At 71.4% G+C, this 21074-nt stretch carries 16 protein-coding genes; 10 read left to right on the top strand and 6 right to left on the bottom strand.

From position 1 onward, the window contains the following. Nucleotide 1: 1 nt before the first annotated feature. A complete protein-coding gene (locus ACWDVW_RS10310) occupies nt 2-718 on the bottom strand; it encodes a maleylpyruvate isomerase family mycothiol-dependent enzyme (RefSeq protein ID WP_449946628.1) in 717 nt (238 codons plus the stop codon). Nucleotides 719-839: 121 nt separating this feature from the next. On the opposite strand from ACWDVW_RS10310, the gene rsgA reads away from it, so the two are divergent. The 3 genes from rsgA to ACWDVW_RS10295 all read left to right on the top strand — a co-directional run bounded on the left by rsgA (nt 840) and on the right by ACWDVW_RS10295 (nt 5633). After that, complete coding sequence (gene rsgA, locus ACWDVW_RS10305) at nt 840-1865, top strand: ribosome small subunit-dependent GTPase A (protein WP_449946626.1); 1026 nt, start codon at nt 840-842, stop codon at nt 1863-1865. A gap of 129 nt (nt 1866-1994) precedes the next feature. After that, entirely contained in the window at nt 1995-4991 is a 2997-nt protein-coding gene (gene uvrA, locus ACWDVW_RS10300; protein WP_449946625.1) for an excinuclease ABC subunit UvrA, read from the top strand. A gap of 156 nt (nt 4992-5147) precedes the next feature. Then, nucleotides 5148-5633, top strand: a complete 486-nt coding sequence (locus ACWDVW_RS10295; RefSeq protein WP_449946624.1) for a Rieske (2Fe-2S) protein — start codon at nt 5148-5150, stop codon at nt 5631-5633. 60 nt (nt 5634-5693) lie between these two features. Here ACWDVW_RS10295 and ACWDVW_RS10290 read toward each other — a convergent pair whose 3' ends face one another. Further along, nucleotides 5694-8954 (bottom strand): penicillin acylase family protein, encoded by a 3261-nt coding sequence (locus ACWDVW_RS10290; protein WP_449946622.1) that lies wholly within the window; start codon nt 8952-8954, stop codon nt 5694-5696. Between the two features lie 195 nt (nt 8955-9149). On the opposite strand from ACWDVW_RS10290, the gene uvrC reads away from it, so the two are divergent. Then, nucleotides 9150-11216, top strand: coding sequence for an excinuclease ABC subunit UvrC (gene uvrC / locus ACWDVW_RS10285; protein ID WP_449946620.1), 2067 nt, complete (start codon nt 9150-9152; stop codon nt 11214-11216). Between the two features lie 483 nt (nt 11217-11699). Here uvrC and recQ read toward each other — a convergent pair whose 3' ends face one another. The 3 genes from recQ to ACWDVW_RS10270 form a co-directional block, all read right to left on the bottom strand. Beyond that, the gene (gene recQ / locus ACWDVW_RS10280; protein WP_449946618.1) at nt 11700-13580 is read right to left on the bottom strand and encodes a DNA helicase RecQ; all 1881 of its coding nucleotides are present in this window, start codon (nt 13578-13580) and stop codon (nt 11700-11702) included. A 38-nt stretch (nt 13581-13618) separates the two neighbouring features. After that, the gene (locus tag ACWDVW_RS10275; RefSeq protein WP_449946616.1) at nt 13619-13927 is read right to left on the bottom strand and encodes a hypothetical protein; all 309 of its coding nucleotides are present in this window, start codon (nt 13925-13927) and stop codon (nt 13619-13621) included. A 118-nt stretch (nt 13928-14045) separates the two neighbouring features. Beyond that, on the bottom strand, nt 14046-14486 hold the full coding sequence (locus ACWDVW_RS10270; RefSeq protein ID WP_449946615.1) for a hypothetical protein: 441 nt from the start codon (nt 14484-14486) through the stop codon (nt 14046-14048). 239 nt (nt 14487-14725) lie between these two features. On the opposite strand from ACWDVW_RS10270, the gene ACWDVW_RS10265 reads away from it, so the two are divergent. The 3 genes from ACWDVW_RS10265 to ACWDVW_RS10255 all read left to right on the top strand — a co-directional run bounded on the left by ACWDVW_RS10265 (nt 14726) and on the right by ACWDVW_RS10255 (nt 16766). Continuing rightward, nucleotides 14726-15580, top strand: a complete 855-nt coding sequence (locus ACWDVW_RS10265) for a DUF5753 domain-containing protein (protein ID WP_449946614.1) — start codon at nt 14726-14728, stop codon at nt 15578-15580. Between the two features lie 25 nt (nt 15581-15605). After that, nucleotides 15606-15809 carry a DUF397 domain-containing protein gene (locus tag ACWDVW_RS10260; RefSeq protein ID WP_449946612.1) on the top strand — a complete coding sequence of 68 codons (204 nt, stop codon included), beginning with the start codon at nt 15606-15608 and terminating at the stop codon, nt 15807-15809. A gap of 228 nt (nt 15810-16037) precedes the next feature. After that, nucleotides 16038-16766 (top strand): hypothetical protein, encoded by a 729-nt coding sequence (locus ACWDVW_RS10255; protein ID WP_449946611.1) that lies wholly within the window; start codon nt 16038-16040, stop codon nt 16764-16766. A 152-nt stretch (nt 16767-16918) separates the two neighbouring features. Here the strand turns inward: ACWDVW_RS10255 and ACWDVW_RS10250 are convergent, their stop codons facing one another. Further along, nucleotides 16919-17572: a hypothetical protein gene (locus tag ACWDVW_RS10250; RefSeq protein ID WP_449946609.1), complete on the bottom strand. Its 654-nt coding sequence runs from the start codon at nt 17570-17572 to the stop codon at nt 16919-16921. 293 nt (nt 17573-17865) lie between these two features. On the opposite strand from ACWDVW_RS10250, the gene rapZ reads away from it, so the two are divergent. Genes rapZ through whiA form a run of 3 tightly spaced genes read left to right on the top strand, consistent with a single transcriptional unit; the run spans nt 17866 to nt 20750 of the window. After that, nucleotides 17866-18741: an RNase adapter RapZ gene (gene rapZ / locus ACWDVW_RS10245; protein ID WP_449946803.1), complete on the top strand. Its 876-nt coding sequence runs from the start codon at nt 17866-17868 to the stop codon at nt 18739-18741. Continuing rightward, nucleotides 18738-19715, top strand: a complete 978-nt coding sequence (locus ACWDVW_RS10240; protein ID WP_449946608.1) for a gluconeogenesis factor YvcK family protein — start codon at nt 18738-18740, stop codon at nt 19713-19715. Before rapZ ends, ACWDVW_RS10240 begins: the two co-directional genes overlap by 4 nt. Before the next feature lie 54 nt (nt 19716-19769). After that, the gene (gene whiA, locus ACWDVW_RS10235) at nt 19770-20750 is read left to right on the top strand and encodes a DNA-binding protein WhiA (protein ID WP_350696532.1); all 981 of its coding nucleotides are present in this window, start codon (nt 19770-19772) and stop codon (nt 20748-20750) included. The last annotated feature ends 324 nt before the right edge of the window (nt 20751-21074 follow it).

Genomic DNA, 21074 nt, shown 5'->3' with positions numbered 1-21074 from the left:
CCTAGATCCATTCCGGTGGGCGGGGCAGGTCACCGTCGGGGGCGACGGTCAGGGCGGCGCCGGTGCTGCGGCCGGTCAACCAGGCGGCGAGTTCCTCCGCCGGACCGGTGACGACGGGCGCCCCCGCGCGCTCGCCCACCACCAGTTCGTGGCCGGCGCCGTCGAAACGCAGCACCATCGGCGGTGCGTCGTCGCGGTCGGCGAAGCCGGTGGCCACCTCGTGTAGCAGTCGGTGGCCGAAGGTCGGCGACCAGTCCGCCGGCTGGTAACCGGCGGCCAGGTCGACGTGGTGGATCTCCAACTCCCGCAGTCGTCCCCAGACCAGCAGGGCGGCCGGCCAGGGACCCCGTCGGGTCTCGACGGTGGCCGCCCAGGCCGGCACCGGCATCGCGGCGACCGCCTCGGTGAAGCGGTCCGCGCTGCGGCGCAGGTCGTCCAGGTGCTCCTCGGGCGGTCGGGACGCACCGGCCTCGATGTCGGCGTCGCGTGCCTCCGCGCTGGCGTACTGCGGGATCGGCTCGCCGGTGCGCGCCGAGGTGAGCAGGTTCACGAATCCGTCGGCGTTGCGACAGAGGTGGGCCAGGACGTGGCCACGGGTCCAGCCGGGCAGCAGCGACGGTGTCGCGAGGTCGTCGGTGTCGAAAGCGGCCGCCGTCCGCAGCAGCCGGGCGGTGGCGTCGGTCACGTCACCGGTCAGTAAAAGGGGATCCGTCGTCACGTTCCGACCCTAGCCGTCCGGGCGTACCGCGTCGCCGGGGAATTCACTTCCGGCGCGGCGGCACCGGGCCTACCGTCTGCGGTGACTGACGAGGCCGGAGTGGAAGAGGTGGCGGTCGGGCATGAGTATCACGTTGACCGCCCTGGGCTGGGACGCCGAGCGGGCGGCGCACCTGCGACGGATCCGTACCGATCATCGTCCGGGCCGGGTGGCCCGGGTCGACCGTGGGGTCTGCACCGTCCTGACCGAGGCCGGGCCGGTGCGCGCCACCTCGGGTGGGGCGGTGCTGGTCGCCGCCGCCGGTGACCCCACCCGGCTGCCCGGCGTGGGTGACTGGGTGCTGCTCGGGCGCTGGCCCGACGCCCGGATCACCGTGGAGGCGGTGCTGCCTCGGCGTACCGCGTTGGTGCGGCGTACCGCCGGCAAGGACGCCGCCGGTCACCTGCTGGCCGCCAACCTGGACGTGGCCGCCGTGGTGGAGGCGGTGCACCCGGAGCCGGACGCCGCCCGCGTCGAGCGGCTGCTGGCGCTGGCCCACGAGTCCGGCGCCCGTCCCCTGGTGGTGCTGACCAAGACCGACCTGGCGGCCGACCCGGCCGCAGTGGCGCGGCAGCTCGCGGCGCTCGCCCCCGGGGTGCCGGTGCTGCCGGTCAGCGCCGAGCACGGGACCGGTCTGGACCCGCTGCGCGCCGAGGTCGGCGCCGGTCGCACCCTCGGCCTGCTGGGGCCCTCCGGTGCGGGCAAGTCGAGCCTGGTCAACGCGCTGGCCGGGGCGACGGTCATGCCGACCCAGGCGATCCGGCGGGTGGACGGCAAGGGCCGGCACACCACCACCTGGCGGGCGCTGGTGCCGCTGCCGGGCGGTGGGGCGGTGGTGGACACCCCGGGCGTCCGGGCGGTCGGTCTGCTCGACGGCGCGGCCGGGCTCGACCGGGCCTTCGGCGACATCGCCGCCCTGGCCACCGAGTGCCGGTACGGCGACTGCGGGCACGAGGCCGAGCCGGGTTGCGCCGTGCAGGACGCGCTGCGGGCGGGCGAGCTGACGGCCCGGCGCTGGGAGAGCTGGCGGCGGTTGCACCGCGAGATCGCTCACGAAACCCGGCGGCGCGCCGCCCGGCGGCCCCGCCGTCGGGGCAGATTGTCGTAGGGCGGGTCTACAGTTGCCGGGGCGCTTTTCGGCGCCGGCACAACCGCTGGGGTACCCCCCATAACCTCGGGTTCGCCCCGAAAGCGGACAGATCTTCCTTCGTCATTCTCACCCGGGAGTACACGGACCGTGGCCGACCGTTTGATCATTCGTGGCGCACGCGAGCACAACCTGCGTGACGTCAGCCTCGACCTGCCCCGGGACGCCCTGATCGTGTTCACCGGGCTGTCCGGGTCGGGCAAGTCGAGCCTGGCCTTCGACACGATCTTCGCTGAGGGGCAGCGCCGTTACGTCGAGTCGCTGTCGTCGTACGCGCGGCAGTTCCTCGGCCAGATGGACAAGCCGGACGTCGACTTCATCGAGGGCCTGAGCCCGGCGGTCTCGATCGACCAGAAGTCGACCTCGCGCAACCCGCGCTCGACCGTCGGCACCATCACCGAGGTCTACGACTACCTGCGGCTGCTGTTCGCCCGGGTCGGCGTGCCGCACTGCCCCGTCTGCGGCGAGCGGATCTCCAAGCAGAGCCCGCAGCAGATCGTCGACCGGGTGCTGGCGATGGCCGAGGGCACCCGCTTCATGGTGCTCGCCCCGGTGGTGCGCGGCCGTAAGGGCGAGTACGTCGACCTCTTCGCCGAGCTGCAGTCCAAGGGGTACGCCCGGGCCCGGGTCGACGGGGTGGTGCACCAGCTCACCGACCCGCCGAAGCTCAAGAAGCAGGAGAAGCACACCATCGAGGTGGTGATCGACCGGCTCAGCGTCAAGGCCGGCGCCAAGCAGCGGCTGACCGACTCGGTCGAGGCCGCGCTCGGGCTCTCCGGCGGGCTGGTGCTGCTGGACTTCGTCGACCTGGCCGAGGACGCCCCGGACCGGGAGCGTCGCTACTCCGAGCACCTGGCCTGCCCGAACGACCACCCGCTGGCGATCGAGGACCTGGAGCCCCGGGTCTTCTCCTTCAACGCGCCGTACGGCGCCTGCCCGGAGTGCACCGGCCTGGGCACCAAGAAGGAGGTCGACCCGGAGTTGGTCGTCCCGGACCCGGAGCGCAGCCTGCGCGAGGGCGCGATCCAGCCCTGGGCGACCGGACACAACCTGGAGTACTTCCTGCGGCTGCTGGAGGCGCTCGGCGAGGCCGAGCACTTCACCGTCGACACCCCGTGGCGGGCGCTGCCGTCGCGGGCGCAGAAGACCATCCTGCACGGCTCCGACGACCAGGTGCACGTGCGCTACCGCAACAAGTACGGCCGGGAGCGCTCGTACTACACCGGCTTCGAGGGCGTGGTGCAGTGGATCGAGCGCCGGCACTCCGACACCGAGTCGGAGTGGTCCCGGGACAAGTACGAGGGGTACATGCGTGACGTGCCCTGTGCGGCCTGCGGCGGTGCCCGGCTCAAGCCGGAGGTGCTCGCCGTCACGCTGGCCGGGCGCAGCATCGCCGAGGTGTGCAACCTGTCCGTCGGCGAGTGCGCCGACCTGCTGGCCGGTATCGAGCTGACCGACCGGCAGAAGCTGATCGCCGAGCGGGTGCTCAAGGAGATCAACGCCCGGCTGCGGTTCCTGCTCGACGTCGGTCTGGACTACCTCTCCCTGGACCGGGCCGCCGGAACCCTCTCCGGTGGTGAGGCGCAGCGCATCCGGCTCGCCACCCAGATCGGTTCCGGCCTGGTCGGCGTGCTCTACGTGCTGGACGAGCCGTCGATCGGGCTGCACCAGCGCGACAACCACCGGCTGATCGAGACCCTGGTCCGGCTGCGCGGCCTGGGCAACACGCTGATCGTGGTCGAGCACGACGAGGACACCATCCGCACCGCCGACTGGATCGTGGACATCGGTCCCGGCGCCGGGGAACACGGTGGGCAGATCGTGCACAGCGGCTCGGTGCCGGAGCTGCTGAGCAACCCGGAGTCGATGACCGGGGCGTACCTGTCGGGTCGCCGGGAGATCCCGATCCCGGCGGGGCGTCGCCCGCAGACGCCGGGCCGGGAGCTGGTGGTGCAGGGCGCCCGCGAGCACAACCTGCGCAACCTGACGGTGAGTTTCCCGCTGGGCCAGCTCATCGCCGTCACCGGGGTCAGCGGGTCGGGCAAGTCGACGCTGGTCAACGACATCCTCTACGCGGTGCTGGCCAACCAGATCAACGGTGCCCGGCTGGTGCCCGGCCGGCACACCCGGGTCGGCGGGCTGGAGCACGTGGACAAGGTCGTCGGGGTCGACCAGTCACCGATCGGCCGGACGCCGCGCTCGAACCCGGCCACCTACACCGGGGTCTGGGACCACGTGCGCAAGCTGTTCGCCGAGACCACCGAGGCCAAGGTCCGCGGGTACGGGCCGGGGCGGTTCTCGTTCAACGTCAAGGGCGGGCGCTGCGAGGCGTGTTCCGGCGACGGCACCATCAAGATCGAGATGAACTTCCTGCCCGACGTGTACGTGCCGTGCGAGGTCTGCAAGGGCGCCCGGTACAACCGGGAGACCCTGGAGGTGCACTACAAGGGCAAGACCGTCTCCGACGTGCTGGAGATGCCGATCGAGGAGGCGGCCGAGTTCTTCTCCGCCATCCCGGCCATCCACCGGCACCTCAAGACGCTCGTCGACGTGGGTCTGGGCTACGTCCGGCTGGGCCAGCCGGCGCCGACGCTCTCCGGCGGTGAGGCGCAGCGCGTCAAGCTCGCCTCCGAGCTGCAGAAGCGGTCCACCGGGCGGACGGTGTACGTGCTCGACGAGCCGACCACCGGCCTGCACTTCGAGGACATCCGCAAGCTGCTGCTGGTGCTGGAGGGGCTGGTCGACAAGGGCAACACGGTGATCACCATCGAGCACAACCTCGACGTGATCAAGAGTGCCGACTGGCTGATCGACATGGGCCCGGAGGGCGGCCACCGCGGCGGCACGGTGCTCGCCACCGGCACCCCGGAGGAGGTCGCCGAGGTCACCGAGAGCCACACCGGGCAGTTCCTGCGGAGCGTGCTCAAGCTCGACGGCACGGCCAAGGGCGCGAAGGCGGCCACCGCCCGGGCCGCCAAGGCCAACGGCGCCAAAGCCGGCGGTGCCAAGACCGGCGGTGCCAAGACCGGCGGTGCGAAGGCGACCGGGGCCACGACGCGCGCTCGCAAGGCGGCCGCCACCCGCTGATCGGCAGGCCCGGCCGTCGCCCGTGGCGACGGTCGGGCCACCCGTTGGGGTACGCCCGGGTGGCCGATCGGGTGAACCACCGGGCAGAGTGGTGCGTGTCGTGAGATGTAGCCACGGATCATGCACGGTGGTAGCCGAACAGAGAAGCGAGGCGGCATGAGTGACGAACAGGTGCTGGCCGGACCGGACACGCGTACCCGACGGAGCCTGCTGACCGGCGTGGGCGCGGTCGGTGCGGCGGTGGTGCTGGCCGGGTGCGGTGGCGGTGACGACTCCGGTGACGGCGCGGCCCCGACCAGCGGCGGCCCGGAGGTCACCGGCACCGGTGACGCCGGGGGCGGGGACCGTGACGGGGCCCAGTCGCTGGCCAGGACCGCCGACATCCCGGTCGGCGGGGGAGCGGTCTTCGCCGCGCAGGGCGTGGTGATCACCCAGCCCAGCGCCGGTGAGTTCAAGGGGTTCGACCCGATCTGCACGCACCAGGGCTGCCCGGTGTCGAACGTCGACGGCGGGACGATCAACTGCACCTGTCACGGCAGCAAGTTCTCCATCGAGGACGGCTCGGTCAAGGCCGGGCCGGCGACCACCGGCCTGCCGGCCAAGGAGGTCAAGGTCGACGGGGACCAGATCTCGCTGGCGTGACCGGGGCACGTGGGTACGGGCGCGGCCGGGGCGATCTCGCCCCGGCCGCGCCCGTCTGTGTCACTGCGCGTACGCGGACAGCTCCCACAGCGAGAAGCCGTACGTGGTGGCCCGGGTGAGCCCGTACACCCGCACGTAGCGGGCCTGTTGCGGGGCGAAGGTGAGCACGTCGGTGCCGCCGTCGCCGGCCGTGGTCGACCAGACCGTCCGCCAGGTGTCGCCGTCGTCGGAGACCTCGACGCGGTACGACCGGGCGTACGCGGACTCCCAGGCCAGGACCACCCGGCCGACCTGCCGCACCGAGCCCAGGTCCACCCGCAGCCACTGGTTGTCCGACCAGGAACTGGCCCAGCGGGTGTTCAGGTCACCGTCGACGGCGCGGGCGGCACCGTTGCCGAGTTGGCTGCTGGAGGCGGTCACCGGCCGCCCGGTGGCCAGGTTGGTCACCGCGTCGCCACGTCGGGCCGGGAACGACACCACCTGCTGGTAGGTGGGGCGGTTCTGCCAGGCGATGGTGGCGTGCTTGATCCCGCCCAGCGGCGACTGGACGATCGCGTCCGCGCACCACTGGTCACCGGCGGCACAGGTGGCGTCGCCCGGGTACGTCTGGGCGGCCGGGGTCGTCGACGCGGTGCGCAGCGTGTCCAGCAGCACCTGACGACACGTACCCAGGTTGCCGGCGCCGCAGAAGGTCCGCCCGGGGCCTCCGGCGACCGGGTCACCCAGCACCGCCCGCAGGTCCTTGTCGACGTAGCCCCACCAGCCGTACTGGAACGCCGAGCCCTTGTGGGTCTGCGCGCTGTTCGCCGAGGACGGCAGGTTCGACACGTCGCCCTGTTGCAGGCCGGACGGCGACTCGTTGATCTGCATCGCGTTGATTACGGACTGGTAGAGGTCGGTGCCGAGCTGGTCGCGGAACATGCCCCGCACCAGCAGCGGCCACCAGGCGTCGAAGGTACGGATCGCCTCGGCGTGCTGGTACACCTTGGAGCCCTTGGCGGTCTCCACCCGCAGCGCGCCCGCCTGCCGCCAGGCCTTGAGTCGGGTGATCTCGGTGCTCAGGGCGCTGTCGGTGACCGGCTGGCTCTCCAGCACCCGGATCAGCTCGCCGAGCACCTCGGCGCCGCGCAGGTCGGTCAGCCCGGCCTTCTGCACCAGCTCGGTCAGCGAGGCCCGGTCGAACTTGCGGCCCGCCGAGATGGCCGCCTTCATCGGCTTGTCCAGCAGGTCACCCCGGTGTACGGCGCCGAAGCTGAAGTTGCCGTCGGCGGCACCGAAGTCCTTGGCCTGCTTGTTGTTCCAACTGATGTAGTAGTCCTGGTTGATCGACTGCGGGTGGGCCGAGCGCGGCGCGTACCGGGCGGTGCCGGTCGCCGGGTCGAAGTCCTGCCACTCGTAGGCGCGCTCGGCCTTCATCGGCAGGTTCGGGTTGCTGCCGGCCGCCCGCACCGGGTTGAGTCCGGAGTTGAAGTACGCCGACTGGGTGGAGTTGACGTAGAACCAGTTGAAGGCGTACTCGACGTTGTGCGCGGAGGTGAGGAACGCCTCGGCGGAACCCATCTGGGTCGGGTCGTTGAACATCTGGAAGCCGATGGCCGAGTCGGCCTCGCGACCGTAGGTGGAGCGCAGCTGGGTGAACGCGTGCGGCACGCCGCCCACCGTGCCACGCCACCCCACCAGGCCCAGCTTGGTACGCCAGGCGACCAGCTTGTACGACCCGGCGGCGGTGCCGTCGGCGACGGTCGGGGTCCACCGGTTGACCCGGGACAGCTCCTCCATCGCCAGGCACTGGCCCCGGAACAGGTAGTGGTTGCTGGCCAGCGTCGGCGTACCGCCGCCGGGGACGCAGAGCGGCACCGCGTAGGTGTCGGTGATGTCGTGGACCGAGGAGGTGGCGCTCCACGCGTAGTCCTGACCCCGGCCGAGCAGGACATAGAGGTTGAGTCCGGCGAAGGCCGCGCCCCGGGCGCTGATGCCCGGTCCCTGCAACTCCTGCACCATCAGCAGTTGCGGGGAGAAGTAGCCGGTCTGCGGCCCGAAGACGGCGATCGGGTGGCCGGTGGCGGAGTGGGCGGCGGAGACCACGGCCGCGTTGGACATGCCCCGGTGCGCCGGGTCGATGGTCAGCCCGGAGAGCGCGGCGGCCAGCTCGGAGCTGCGGTTCGAGGTGGTGGCGGCGGTGGCGGAGCCGGTCGGGTCGGTGAAGATCGGCTCGACCCGGGCCGACCCGGCGTCCGGCAGGACCACGCTGGACGCGTTCGGCGAGGCGTCACCGTACGGGAAGCTCTGCCCGTCGTGCAGGGTCAGCACGGTCTCCGGGTCGTTCTGCCCCCGGAAGGCGTTCCACACCCGGTCGCCCTCGGTCGGGCCGAACTTGGCCCGGGAAGCGATGCGCACCAACGCCGACTGCATCTCGGTGCCGCCACCACCGCCGAAGAGGCCGCCGACGACCCCGGCGATGGCGATCAGGTCGGTCATCACGAACGGCTTCGGCCCACCGGCGTTGGTGATCGCGTCGAGGTGACCGGTCAGCACGTACTCGCCGGGGCAGTTGCGGTTGGCCATGCAGGTCTGGATGTAGGCGTTGACCCCGGCGACGTACTCCTGCACGTCGGCGTAGAGCTGCTCGCCGCGCGCCCCGCCCTTGCCGCGCAACGCGTTCACCTGGGCCTGCAGGTCCGCCTCCGTGTACGGGGAGGTGCGCCACACGCTCTGCTCCAGCGCCCGGTTGCCCGGTGCGCCACCGGCGAACGGGGTCAGCGTGCCCCGACCGACGTGCCGCAGCAGGTCCATCGTGAAGAGTCGGTCCTCGGCTCCGGCGTAGCCGGCGCCGTACATGGTGCCGCCCCGGGTGGTGCCGGTGATGTGCGGGACGCCGTTGGTGCGGTCGCGCACGATGCGGACGTCGGAGCGCGGGGAGTAGTCGCGTTCGACCTGGCTGGGGGCGACGCCGAAGGAGGCGTCCCGGAAGAACGTGCTGACCTGGTCCTCGCGCAGCCCGGCGTAGCCGTAGACCAGGTTGGCGTACGTGTCGAGCTGGTCGGCGGAGTGCCGGGGCAGCGTGCCGAACGCCTGGTTGCCCAGGACCTCGACGAGGGTGGCGTTGCCGTTCTGGCCGGGCGGCAGGATCTCGGAGCACTCGCCGAGGCAGTAGTCGTTGCCGGCGAAGGCGCTGGCGACGTTCACGGCGAGGGTGCCGGCGTCGGTGGCGGGGGTGGCGGTGGCGGTGGCGGGGGACGACACGCCGACGAGCGCGGTGGCGACCGTGAGGGCGGCGGTCGCACCGGCGAGCAGCCGGCGGGTGGCGGTGTGACCAGGCATGGCGATCCTCTGTGGACGGGGGACCATCGGGCGGGATCATTACGTGAAGAACATTCGGTTACTGGATGGTAGGCGTCGGCACCCGAGATTGGAAGGCGTCAATCACGACTGCCCGGTACGCCGGACCCACGGGGGCGCAGAAGAGGCCAAGTGGGGATGATCAGGGCTGTCGGGGGTGGCGACTAGTCTCGGAGTGTGGCTGATCCGTCGACCTACCGTCCCGCGCCGGGCACCATCCCCGAGGCGCCGGGGGTCTACCGCTTCTACGACGGCACCGGCCGGGTGATCTACGTCGGCAAGGCGCGGAACCTGCGCAGCCGGCTCAACTCCTACTTCGGCGACCTGTGGGGCCTGCACCAGCGCACCCAGCAGATGGTCACCACCGCCGAATCGGTGGACTGGGTCACCGTCGGCACCGAGGTCGAGGCGCTCCAGCTCGAATACCTCTGGATCAAGCAGTACGACCCGAGGTTCAACGTCCGCTACCGCGACGACAAGTCGTACCCGTACCTGGCGGTCACCCTCGACGAGGAGTACCCACGGTTGCAGGTGATGCGGGGCAGCAAGCGCAAGGGAGTGCGCTACTTCGGGCCGTACTCGCACGCCTGGGCCATCCGCGAGACGCTCGACCTGCTGCTACGGGTCTTCCCGGCGCGGACCTGCTCCGCCGGGGTGTTCAAACGGGCCGGGCAGGTCGGCCGGCCCTGCCTGCTCGGCTACATCGGCAAGTGCTCGGCACCCTGCGTCGGCAGCGTCACCGCCGAGCGGCACCGCGAGATCGTCGACGACTTCTGCGACTTCATGGCCGGACGCACCGACTCCATGGTGCGCAAGCTGGAACGCGAGATGACCGAGGCCAGCGAGGCGCTGGAGTTCGAGCGGGCGGCCCGGCTGCGCGACGACGTCGCCGCGTTGCGCCGGGCGATGGAGAAGCAGACCGTGGTGCTCGGCGACGGCACCGACGCCGACGTGGTCGCGTTCGCCGACGACCCGCTGGAGGCCGCGGTACAGGTCTTCCACGTACGCGGCGGCCGGGTACGCGGTCAGCGTGGCTGGGTGGTGGAAAAGACCGAGGACCTCAGCACCGGCGACCTGGTGCACCACTTCTGCACCCAGGTCTACGGCGGCGAGCAGGGCGAGACCGACGTCCCGCGCGAGTTGCTGGTGCCGGAGCTGCCCGCCGACGCCGAGGCCCTCGCCGACTGGCTCTCCCAGCACCGGGGCAGCCGGGTGACGCTGCGGGTGCCGCAGCGCGGCGACAAGCGCACCCTGATGGAGACGGTCGGGCGCAACGCGAAGGACGCGCTGGCCCGACACAAGCTCAAGCGGGCCGGCGACCTCACCACGCGCGGCAAGGCGCTCGACGAGATCAGCGACGCGCTCGACATGCGTACCGCGCCGTTGCGCATCGAGTGCTTCGACATCTCGCAGATCCAGGGCACCGACGTGGTGGCCAGCATGGTCGTCTTCGAGGACGGCCTGCCCCGCAAGAGCGAGTACCGCCGGTTCATCATCCGGGGCGCCACCGACGACCTCTCCGCGATGTCCGAGGTGCTGCGCCGCCGCTTCGCCCGCTACCTCGACGCCCGCGCCGAGACCGGCGAGGCGGGCGTGGAGTCCGCCACCGACCTGGCTGCTGCTGCCGACCCGGCTGCCCCCGCCGACCTGGCTGCCCCCGCTGACTCGGCCGCTGCCGACCTTCCCGCCTCCGCTGAGGCGACGCGCGACGGTGCGGACATGGGCGAGGACGAGCCGAGGGTGGGTGTGCTGGTCGACCCGACCACCGGACGGCCGCGCAAGTTCGCGTACCCGCCGCAGTTGGTCGTGGTCGACGGCGGCGCGCCGCAGGTGGCCGCCGCCGCCCAGACGCTGGCCGAGCTGGGCATCGACGACGTGGCGCTGTGCGGTCTGGCCAAGCGACTGGAGGAGGTCTGGCTGCCCGACGACGACTTCCCGGTCATCCTGCCGCGCACCTCGGAAGGGCTCTACCTGCTCCAACGGGTACGCGACGAGGCGCACCGCTTCGCCATCACCTTCCACCGGCAGCGCCGCTCGAAGCGGATGACCACCTCCGCGCTGGACAGCGTCCCCGGCCTCGGCGAGGTACGCCGCAAGGCGCTGCTGCGCCACTTCGGCTCCCTCAAGCGCCTCTCGGCCGCCACCGTGGACGAGATCACCGAGGTCCCCGGCGTCGGCCGTCGCACCGCCGAGGCGATCCTCACCGCCCTCGGCGCCACCGACAGTCGGGCCGTCACTGACTGACCCTCGCGGTCAGCTCCGACGCGACCGCCCCATCGACCCCCGTGGCGGCCTCGGTGGGCTTCGTCGCCGCCTCGTCGGCTTCGGTGTGATCGCGGTCGAGGGCTGCCGACCGGGTTCGGTACCGGAGCGCGTCGTCGGCGCCCTTGCCAGGTGAGGTGTCACGACTATCGAGCTGACTGCATCGACGGGTCACCGCTTCCGGCAGCGTGAGTGGTTCAGCTCCGGTCACCGCGTCTGACGGCGTGAACGGGTCGGCCCGGATTACCGCTTGTCCGAGGGCGTCAACGGGTCGGCTCGGGTTACCGCGTGTCCTCGGGTGCGAACGGTTCGGCTCGGGTCACCGCGTCCGATAGCACGAACGGGTCAGCTCGAAAGGCGCCGACCTGGTCAGGGAGGAGAAGCTGCCGCACGCCAGGCAGGCCAGAGTCACCGCTCCGGCCGACTGTCGAACAGCAGGCGCGTGAACAGCGGGCGGGCGGCGGGTCAGGCCGTGTCGGTGAGCACCCCGAGGATCTGCTCGCCGTACTTCGCCAACTTGTTCTCGCCGACACCGCTGATCCGCGACAGCTCGGCCAGCGACGACGGGGCGTCGGCGGCGATCTGCCGCAACGTGGCGTCGTGGAAGATGACGTAGGCGGGTACGCCCTGCTCCTTCGCGGAGGCCGCCCGCCAGGCGCGTAGGCGCTCGAACGTACCGGCTGCCTCGGCCGGCAGTTCCGCGACCACGGTGGCCGCGCCCCGCGGCTTGGCCACCTTCGCCGGGCGGGCCGGCTCCCGGCGCATCATCACGGTACGTCGGCGGCCGAGCACCTCGGCGCTGGCGTCGGTGAGTGCCAGGGTGCCGTAGTCGCCCTCGACGGCGAGCAGGCCCTCGGCGAGCAACTGGCGCACCACGCCCCGCCACTCCGCCTCGCTCAGATCGTCGCCGATGCCGAAGACGGTGAGTGAGTCGTGCCGGTGCTGGACGATCTTGTCGGTGCTCTTACCCAGCAGGATGTCGACGCAGTGCCCGGCGCCGAACCGCTGGTTGCGTTCCCGGTCCAGCCGGAACACCGTGGAGAGCAGCTTCTGCGCGGCCACTGTGCCGTCCCAGGACTCCGGCGGGGCCAGGCAGGTGTCGCAGTTGCCGCAGGTGCCGTCCAGGCGCTGCCCGAAGTAGTCGAGCAACTGCACCCGTCGGCAGCGGACCGTCTCGCAGAGCGCCAGCATCGCGTCGAGGTGCGCGGCGAGGTTACGCCGGTGGGCCAGGTCGCCCTCGGAGGTGTCGATCATCTTGCGTTGCTGGACGACGTCCTGGAGCCCGTACGCCAGCCAGGCGGTCGACGGCAGCCCGTCCCGGCCGGCGCGTCCGGTCTCCTGGTAGTAACCCTCGACCGACTTGGGCAGGTCGAGGTGGGCGACGAAGCGGACGTCCGGCTTGTCGATGCCCATGCCGAAGGCGATCGTCGCCACCATCACCACACCGTCGGCGCGCAGGAACCGCTGTTGGTTGGCGGCGCGGGTCGCCGCGTCCAGACCGGCGTGGTACGGCAGCGCGTCGACACCGTTGGCGGTGAGGAACTCGGCCGTCTTCTCCACCGAGGCGCGCGACAGGCAGTAGACGATGCCGGCCTCGCTCGGGTGCTCGTCGCGCAGCAGGGCGAGCAGTTGCTTGCGTGCCTCCCGCTTCGGCACGATCCGGTACTGGATGTTGGGCCGGTCGAAGCTGGCCACGAAGTGCCGCGCCTCGGTCAGGTTGAGTCGGGTGGCGATCTCCGTACGGGTGGCGCTGGTCGCGGTGGCGGTCAGCGCGATCCGGGGTACGCCCGGCCACCGCTCGTGCACCATCGACAGGTTGAGGTAGTCCGGCCGGAAGTCGTGGCCCCACTGCGACACGCAGTGCGCCTCGTCGATGGCGAACAGGCTGATCCGCCCCCGGTCCAGCAGGCTCAGCGTGGAACGACTGGCCAGCGCCTCCGGGGCGAGATAGAGCAGGTCGATCTCCCCGGCGACGAATTCCGCCTCGACCAGCCGACGGGTGTCCAGATCCAGCGTGGAGTTCAGGAAACCGGCGCGTACCCCGACGGCGGTCAACGCGTCGACCTGGTCCTGCATCAACGCGATCAACGGCGAGATCACCACAGCGACGCCGTCCCGGACCAGCGCCGGGATCTGGTAGCACAGCGACTTGCCGCCACCGGTCGGCATCAGCACCAGCGCGTCACCGCCGGCCGCCACGTGCTCGATGACCTCCTGCTGGAAGCCACGGAACGCGTCGTACCCGAAGACCCGGCGCAGCACGTCGAGCGCCGCTGTCACCTTCTCGGCGACAGGCGCGTCGGAGGTGGCCAGGTCGGTGACGCTCACGTCGGCGGGGGAGACCATCCGAGGAGTCTACGATCCGCACCCGACGACGGCGGGAGCTATGCCAGCGAACTCCTGAACTGTGTGGGCATGGCCAGGACTGCCCGAGCACCCGGAAGGTCGGCCAGCCGGGCGGCCAATGTCGCCTGGGCCAGTCGCGGTGGTAGCGCAGCGCCAAACGTGAGGCCCGCGAGGAGGAGCCGGCGTGGGCCGGTGGTTTCCTCGGTGAGCAGAACCGGATCAACCCGGCCCAGTTCCGTCCGCCCGGCCAGGACGGTGAACTGTGGCGGTGCGGTGAAGACGGAGAGCATCTCCATGAAGTGGCGGTGGCCGAAGCGACGTTCGGCTGCCGGACCGACGAAGAGCATGCCGAGCAGGGGTTGAGGGACGGTGCCAGCATGGCTGACGCCGTAGCGGAACGCGCACCGGGGACGGCCGACCGTAAGGCCCCGCCACCCACCGTGCCGGGCCTGGTGACCTGTCCGGTCACCGTGCCGTCGCGTCGTCGTCGCCGTCACCCCAGCAGAGTCCGCCGACTCCGGCCGCACGATGGAAGCCGGGATGCCCCGTGACGTCCATGCAGATCTCGTTGTCCGGGCCGATCCGACCGCAGAAGACCGGCTCGACGTGGTTCCAGGCATCGGCCCGGGACAGCAGCGCGGCACCGGCCGGCAGTTCGGGCCGGAGGATCGTCAGACCCTCCGTGTAGACGACCGCCTGTTCCCGGGCCTCCTGCGGGTCGACGGCAAGGTATGTCAGGTGCAGCGTCCAGCGGCGGGGGAAACGGCCCGCGTTGGTGGGCGACGGGCCATCCGACCGCCGCTCGCGCTCCGTCGTGTAGCGGTCGACAAGCGCATCGACGTACGACGAGAGGGCGCTCGGCCTGGTCAGCGCGTGCGCGATGGCGGCCCGCTGACGCTCGGACACGTCAGCCCCATCGAGTACGGCGGACAACTCTTCCTGGAACCCGCTGGGCCCTGAGGTCCACCGCCCCCACCGCGACGATCGGTTGTCAGTCATGTCTCTCCCGTCTCTTGGTAGTGGAGTCGTTACTTGCAGACTGGGCGATGGCGGATGGAAATGCAACGTCGGATTTTAAATAGCGCCGACTTGATTCGATCTTGCTTCCTGGCCGAGAATCGGTGACTCTGAGTGGAGGTTTGAGGATGGCGCAGGTGCCGAGCCCGACGATCCGAGCCCGTCGCCTTCGACGGGAACTGCGTCGTCTTCGTGATCGGACAGGTCGCACCGCTGAGGAGGTGGCCAAGCAACTCGGCTGGCATCGAACGAAGGTCATCCGATTCGAGGTCGGACACTCGCGGGTGATGGTCAAGGACATGCAGTCGCTGCTCGACCTCTACGACGCCACCGAGGAGGAGCGGGAGGAGCTGACCACACTGCACCGTCAGGCCCGCCAAAAGGGCTGGTGGAGTGCATACGGCGACGTGCTGCCGGACGACTACGTGGGTTTCGAGGCCGAGGCCACCTCGATCAGCACCTTCGAGAGCCTCTACGTGCCGGGCCTGTTGCAGACCGAGGAGTACGTCCGCGCAATCGTCAAAGCGGGCCGCAGCACCGCCGACCAGGATGAAGTCGATCGAGTCGTGGCAGCGAGGCTCGCCCGTAAAGCGCTGTTGTCCCGAGATGAGCCGCCAGCGCTCTGGATCGTATTGGACGAAGCGGCCGTTCGCCGAGTTGTTGGCGGGCATCGAGTGATGCGTGCTCAGCTCCAGCGCCTGGTCGAGGCGTGCGAGTTGCCGACTGTGGAGATCCAGGTTCTGCCGTTCGGAGCCGGAGCACATGCTGCCATGGGCGGGGCGTTCACGCTGCTTGGCTACGCCGATCTGCTGCTGGACCCGACTGTGGTCTATCTCAGCAACGACACCAGCACCCTTCTGCTGGAGGAGGATCGTCAGGTGAACCGCTATAGACTCATGTTCGACCACCTTCGGGCCAAGGCACTCGACCCTGACCACTCCGCGGATTTCCTCGCCCAGGTAGCTGCCGAGGTTCCGGACTGAGCCCCGCCCCCTTGGAGCGTTACCGATGACTCCCTCGGATCTGGCATTAACTCACTGGCGGAAGAGCAGCCGGAGCGGCGCGAACGATTCAAACTGCGTGGAGGTGGCTGAGTTGGATCGGGCGCTGGCAATACGGGACTCCAAGGATCCGACGGGGCCGGTGTTGCGCTTCGGTCGGGATGCCTGGTCGTCGTTCGTAACCGGGCTGCGAGGCGGCCAGCCCGGCTGAGCCGGCCAGCTTTCCCCACCCGATGCCGGCGGCGTCACCCGCGCCCGGTTAGATGGCCGGATGGCGGTACGTATCGATATCGACTCCCTGCGGAACGCGGCCGGGTCCGTGGCATGCGGCGCGGCGGACAAGCTTCGGGTGGCCGGTCAACCGGACGTGATCGTTCCGGTCGGCGGGGGAGCGTCCTGCACCTTCCGTGGGGCTGGTCAGCCGCCCTACGAGGTCTGGGTGGGGATCACAGCCGACGGCTTCACTGTCGAGTGCGGCTGCCCGATGTCGGAGGAGTTGTGCGCCCACGCGGTGGCGCTCGCCGAGGCCGCTTTGGAGAATGGATTCGCGTGGTCCTCGCTGGCCACGCCGCCGTCGGCCACGGAGGTCGATCCCCGGGTCGCGGAGCTGGCCGAGGTGGCGAGCACCATTCCGGCCCGGCGGCTGGCGTTGCTGCTCGCCGAGTGGGCGGCCACGGACCGCGTGTTGGCGTCCAGGCTGCTGGCGTACGCCGGGCTGCTGGCGCCGCCCACCGACGCCGAACTGGCCGATCTGCGCCGGACCATCGACAACCTGGCCCACGAGGCGACCAGCGGCAATCGTTGGGACCTGCACGACGTGGAAAAGGCCGGCCGGGCGATCGTCGAGGAAGTGCGGGTGCTGGCCGAGCGCCCGGCGAGCCTTGAGACGCTGCTGGTGGTCGAGCGGGCGGCCCGCGCGTGGGACGGCCTTGCCGGCTACCTCTACGACGCCTGGGAAACCTACGAGGAGGAACCGGCCGAGATCGGCGGCGCGCTGCGGGCCGCCCACATCCAGCTCTGCGAGCAGGCGCAGCCGGACCCCGACGAGCTGGCCGCCCGGCTGACCGAGATCATCAAGGCGGCCGAGGTGGACTCCTGTCTCGACGAGCCGTGGGACTATCTCGGCATCTTGGGCCGCGACCGGGTCAAGGCACTGCGTCGCCGCTGACCAGGGGCAGGGATGCTCCGTAGCCGGCGGGGCCTCTAGTGGCGCGAACTAGTCGCGTTCGTGATCTTGGTGAAAATCGGCGAGAGATGCAGCGAGGCCACCTGCGGATTCTACGGACCTACGCGACGAGGCCCGTAGGTCGATCGAGTCGGTCAGTAGGTCGGTGGGACCGGGATGCGCTTGGCCCAGCGCACCTCGCCGTCGGCGTCGACGTAGCAGAAGGCCACCACCAGGGGAGACGGGTCGTCCAGCGGCAGCGCCCCGGGATCGAGGCGGAAGACCGCGATCAGGCTGCCGTCGCCGATCGCGCGAGTGCCGATAGCGCCGACGTGCGGTGCGCTTCCCTGCGTACCGTCGGACTCCTCGCGGGCGGCGGTGTCGGCCAGCCAGTCGTAGCGGGCGGCCAGCACCTCGTACTCGGTGGACCAGCCGAATCCGGCGTCCCCGGCGGCGTCGGAGCCGCCCTCGGGGCGCAGCACCCGAGGCGGTGATTGCCGGTCGTCGAGCAGCATGACCTGGTAGGAGCCCTTGCGTGGCGGCCCGGACCAGCGCAGTCGCAGCACCACCGACTGCCGGTCGGGATCGCCGTGGACCCGATGGGTCGCGTGTGGCCAGCCGAGCGCGGCGGCGGTGCGCCCCACCCGGTCCGGCTCCGGCAGACGGGCCTCGACGGTCACCGCGACCTGGTCGCCGCCGTGTGCCCACTCACGTTCGCGTTCGACGAATCGATCCACCGTGGCCAGCACCGCGATCGTGACCGAGACAAGGGCCACCACCCAGCGCAGCCGCGCCCCGTGCCTCCCCATTTCCGGAGGATAACGGCCTCGGGCGTCACGCGCCGTCAGTCAGCCGACACGAGCCGTGTTAGGAAGGGACCCTTTCTAACGCCTGGTGTATAGCAGGGGACCCCTCCTTACGCTCGCAGCCCATCGAGGGTGTGGGTGCGGCGGTGCGCTCCGTCGGGCCGGGAGCGGCGAGCTAGAGTCGGCGCTTGACCATGCCCGGTCGGCTCCGACCGCGGCGCCACGGCTTTGGGGGTTGATGGGTGGGCGAGGCGCACACGACCGGTCACCACGGCGGCGTACCCGGTGAGTCCGGGATGGTGGCCGGCGAGACGGACACCACCCTGGTCGTGGTCACCGGCCTCTCCGGTGGCGGGCGCAGCACCGTGGCCCGGGCCCTGGAGAACGTCGGCTTCTACGTGGTGGACAACCTGCCGCAGGCGCTGTTGCTGGACATGGCCGAGCTGGCGGTGAAGGCCGGTGGGGCGGCCCGGCGTACGGCGATGGTGCTGGACGTGCGCTCGCGTGCCTTCTCCACCGACCTGGCCGAGGCGATCCGGGAGTTGAAGGAGCGTGGCTACGCCCCCCGGGTGGTCTTCGTCGACGCCGACGACGAGGTGCTGATCCGGCGCTTCGAGAGCGTGCGGCGCTCGCATCCGTTGCAGGGCGACGGACGGCTCGCCGACGGTATCGCCGTCGAGCGGGGACTGCTGGAGGAGGCCCGTGACCAGGCCGACGTGATCATCGACACCAGCCACCTCAACGTCAACCAGCTCCGCCGTCGCGTCGAGGAGCTGTTCGGCGCGGAGGACGCCCGGCGGCTGCGACTGACCGTGATCTCCTTCGGCTTCAAGTACGGCCTGCCGCCGGACGCCGACTTCGTGATGGACGCCCGGTTCCTGCCCAACCCGTTCTGGGTGCCCGAACTGCGGGAGCACACCGGTCGGGAGGAGGCGGTCAGCGCGTACGTGCTGAGCCAGGCCGGCGCCGACGCGTTCGTCGACGGGTACGCGGACCTGGTCGGCGCCACCACCTCGGGGTTCGAGCGGGAGGGCAAGCGGTACCTGACCGTGGCGATCGGCTGCACCGGCGGCAAGCACCGCAGTGTGGCGATCGCCGAGGAGCTGGCGGCCCGGCTGCGTCGTGCCGGGCTGGCCGCCAACGCACAGCACCGGGATCTGGGGCGGGAATGACGCTCCGGGTGGTGGCCTTCGGGGGCGGGCACGGCCTGTCCGTGTCGTTACGGGCGTTACGTCGCTGCGCCCCCGGACTCGATCTCGACATCACGGCGGTGGTGACCGTCGGCGACGACGGCGGCTCCAGTGGGCGGCTGCGCGCCGAGCGGGGCGGGCTGCCCCCCGGTGACCTCCGGCAGGCCCTGGTCGCGCTGGCCGGCGACCATCCGGCGACCCGGCGCAGCGCCGGGCTGTTCCAGCACCGGTTCGGCCCGGCGACGCGCGGCCTGCCCGGCAAAGGCGACGGGCTGGGTGGGCACGCGGTGGGCAACCTGGTGATCGCCGGGTTGATGGAGCAGCTCGGCGACCCGGTGGCAGCCCTGGAGCACGCCGGGGCGATGCTCGGCACGGTCGGGCGGGTGCTGCCGATGTCCTGCGAGCCGGTCGACATCGAGGCCCGGGTACGCGCCGCGGACCCCGGCCGCCCGGACGAGGTGTGCACGGTACGCGGCCAGCACCAGGTGGCGGTCACCACCGGCCGGGTCGAGTCGGTGCGACTGACCCCGCAGGCCCCGGCGGCGTGCCCGCAGGCGGTCGCCGCGATCGGTGCCGCCGACTGGCTGATCTTCGGCCCGGGAAGCTGGTACACGAGTGTCCTGCCGCACCTGCTGGTGCCGCAGTTGGCCGCGGCGATCCTGGCCAGCCCGGCCCGCCGCCTGGTCACCCTCAACCTGGCCGCCGAGAAGGAGACCCTCGGCCTCTCCGTCGCCGATCACCTGGCGGCGCTGCGCTGGTATCTGCCGGAGTTGACGGTCGACGTGGTGCTCGCCGACGCCAAGGCGGTCGGTGCCCCCGAACCGGTCGACCGTGCGGCAGAATCCCTGGGAGCCCGACTGGTCCTCGCTCCCGTCGCGGTCGATGACGGCACTCCCCGGCATGATCCGGCCGCCCTGGGCGCCGCCCTGGTGCCCGTACTGGGCGCCGATCGTTAGACACGTACGTAATCTCCGGCGACACGCCGGAACGGGTCCGTGAGGGGACGCACAATGGCGATGACGGCTGCGGTCAAGGACGAGCTGAGTCGGGTCGACGTGCCCAAGCCCTGCTGCCGGCGGGCGGAGATGGCCGCGCTGCTGCGGTTCGCCGGTGGGCTGCACATCGTCTCCGGGCGGGTGGTGGTGGAGGCTGAACTCGACACCGGCGCGGTGGCCCGTCGGTTGCGGCGGGAGATCGCCGAGGTCTACGGCTACTCGAGCGAGATCCATGTACTGGCCTCCGGTGGGCTGCGCAAGGGCAGCCACTTCATCGTCCGGGTGGTCAAGGACGGCGAGGCCCTGGCCCGACAGACCGGCCTGCTGGACGTGCGGGGTCGGCCGGTACGGGGGCTGCCGCCGCACGTGGTGGCCGCCAACGTCTGCTGCGCGGTGTCCGCGTGGCGGGGGGCGTTCATGGCGCACGGCTCGCTGACCGAGCCGGGCCGTTCCAGTGCGTTGGAGATCACCTGCCCGGGCCCGGAGTCGGCGCTGGCGCTGGTCGGTGCCGCCCGCCGGATCGGCATCACCGCCAAGCAGCGGGAGGTGCGCGGCGTCGACCGGGTGGTGGTCAAGGACGGTGACGCGATCGCCGCGCTGCTGACCCGGGTCGGTGCCCATTCCAGCGTGCTGGCCTGGGAGGAGCGTCGGGTCCGCCGCGAGGTGCGGGCCACCGCGAATCGGCTGGCCAACTTCGACGATGCCAACCTGCGGCGTTCGGCGCGGGCGGCGGTGGCTGCCGCCGCCCGGGTGACCCGGGCCCTGGAGATCCTCGCCGACGACGCGCCCGAGCACCTGACCTCGGCCGGCCGGCTGCGGCTGGAGCACCGGCAGGCGTCGCTGGAGGAGCTGGGCGCGCTGGCCGACCCGCCGTTGACCAAGGACGCCATCGCCGGGCGGATCCGCCGGCTGCTGGCGCTGGCCGACAAGCGGGCCCGCGACCTGGGCATCCCGGATACCGAAGCGGCCGTCACGCCCGACATGCTCGTGGTCTGATAGGACGGTGGGTCGTCCCGGCGCGGGCGGGTCGGCGAGGCACGCCCTCGTCGCCGCGCGTCGTCGAGGCGGTGCGGCGTCCGGCGGCGCGGGTGAGGGAAACCACCCGGCGCGGCGCGGCTCGCCGCGCTCGGATATGGTCGCTGCGTACGGCAAGGGGGCCGGCACCGGCGCTCCCCGCCGTACCCACCGCCTCGGGGCGGTCAGGTCCCTCGGACCGCGGCGGGGTGGCCGAGATGAACCGTCAACGGCCGGCTCCAACGGTCGGCGCACACCACTTCGCCGGCCGAGGGTCTCCACGCCGGCGAACCAGAACGCGAGGAG

Source organism: Micromonospora sp. NPDC003241 (assembly GCF_053589795.1).
Note: the sequence above shows the minus strand (reverse complement) of the source record. Positions and strands in the feature narration are given on the sequence as shown.

Bases quoted from the DNA above. Each gene is read 5' to 3' on its own strand.
- rsgA (WP_449946626.1), top strand. From the start codon at position 840: ATGAGTATCACGTTGACCGCCCTGGGCTGGGACGCCGAGCGGGCGGCG.
- ACWDVW_RS10295 (WP_449946624.1), top strand. From the start codon at position 5,148: ATGAGTGACGAACAGGTGCTGGCCGGACCGGACACGCGTACCCGACGG.
- ACWDVW_RS10290 (WP_449946622.1), bottom strand. From the start codon at position 8,954: ATGCCTGGTCACACCGCCACCCGCCGGCTGCTCGCCGGTGCGACCGCC.
- recQ (WP_449946618.1), bottom strand. From the start codon at position 13,580: ATGGTCTCCCCCGCCGACGTGAGCGTCACCGACCTGGCCACCTCCGAC.
- ACWDVW_RS10275 (WP_449946616.1), bottom strand. From the start codon at position 13,927: ATGCTCTTCGTCGGTCCGGCAGCCGAACGTCGCTTCGGCCACCGCCAC.
- ACWDVW_RS10265 (WP_449946614.1), top strand. From the start codon at position 14,726: ATGGCGCAGGTGCCGAGCCCGACGATCCGAGCCCGTCGCCTTCGACGG.
- ACWDVW_RS10260 (WP_449946612.1), top strand. From the start codon at position 15,606: ATGACTCCCTCGGATCTGGCATTAACTCACTGGCGGAAGAGCAGCCGG.
- ACWDVW_RS10250 (WP_449946609.1), bottom strand. From the start codon at position 17,572: ATGGGGAGGCACGGGGCGCGGCTGCGCTGGGTGGTGGCCCTTGTCTCG.
- rapZ (WP_449946803.1), top strand. From the start codon at position 17,866: ATGGTGGCCGGCGAGACGGACACCACCCTGGTCGTGGTCACCGGCCTC.
- ACWDVW_RS10240 (WP_449946608.1), top strand. From the start codon at position 18,738: ATGACGCTCCGGGTGGTGGCCTTCGGGGGCGGGCACGGCCTGTCCGTG.
- whiA (WP_350696532.1), top strand. From the start codon at position 19,770: ATGGCGATGACGGCTGCGGTCAAGGACGAGCTGAGTCGGGTCGACGTG.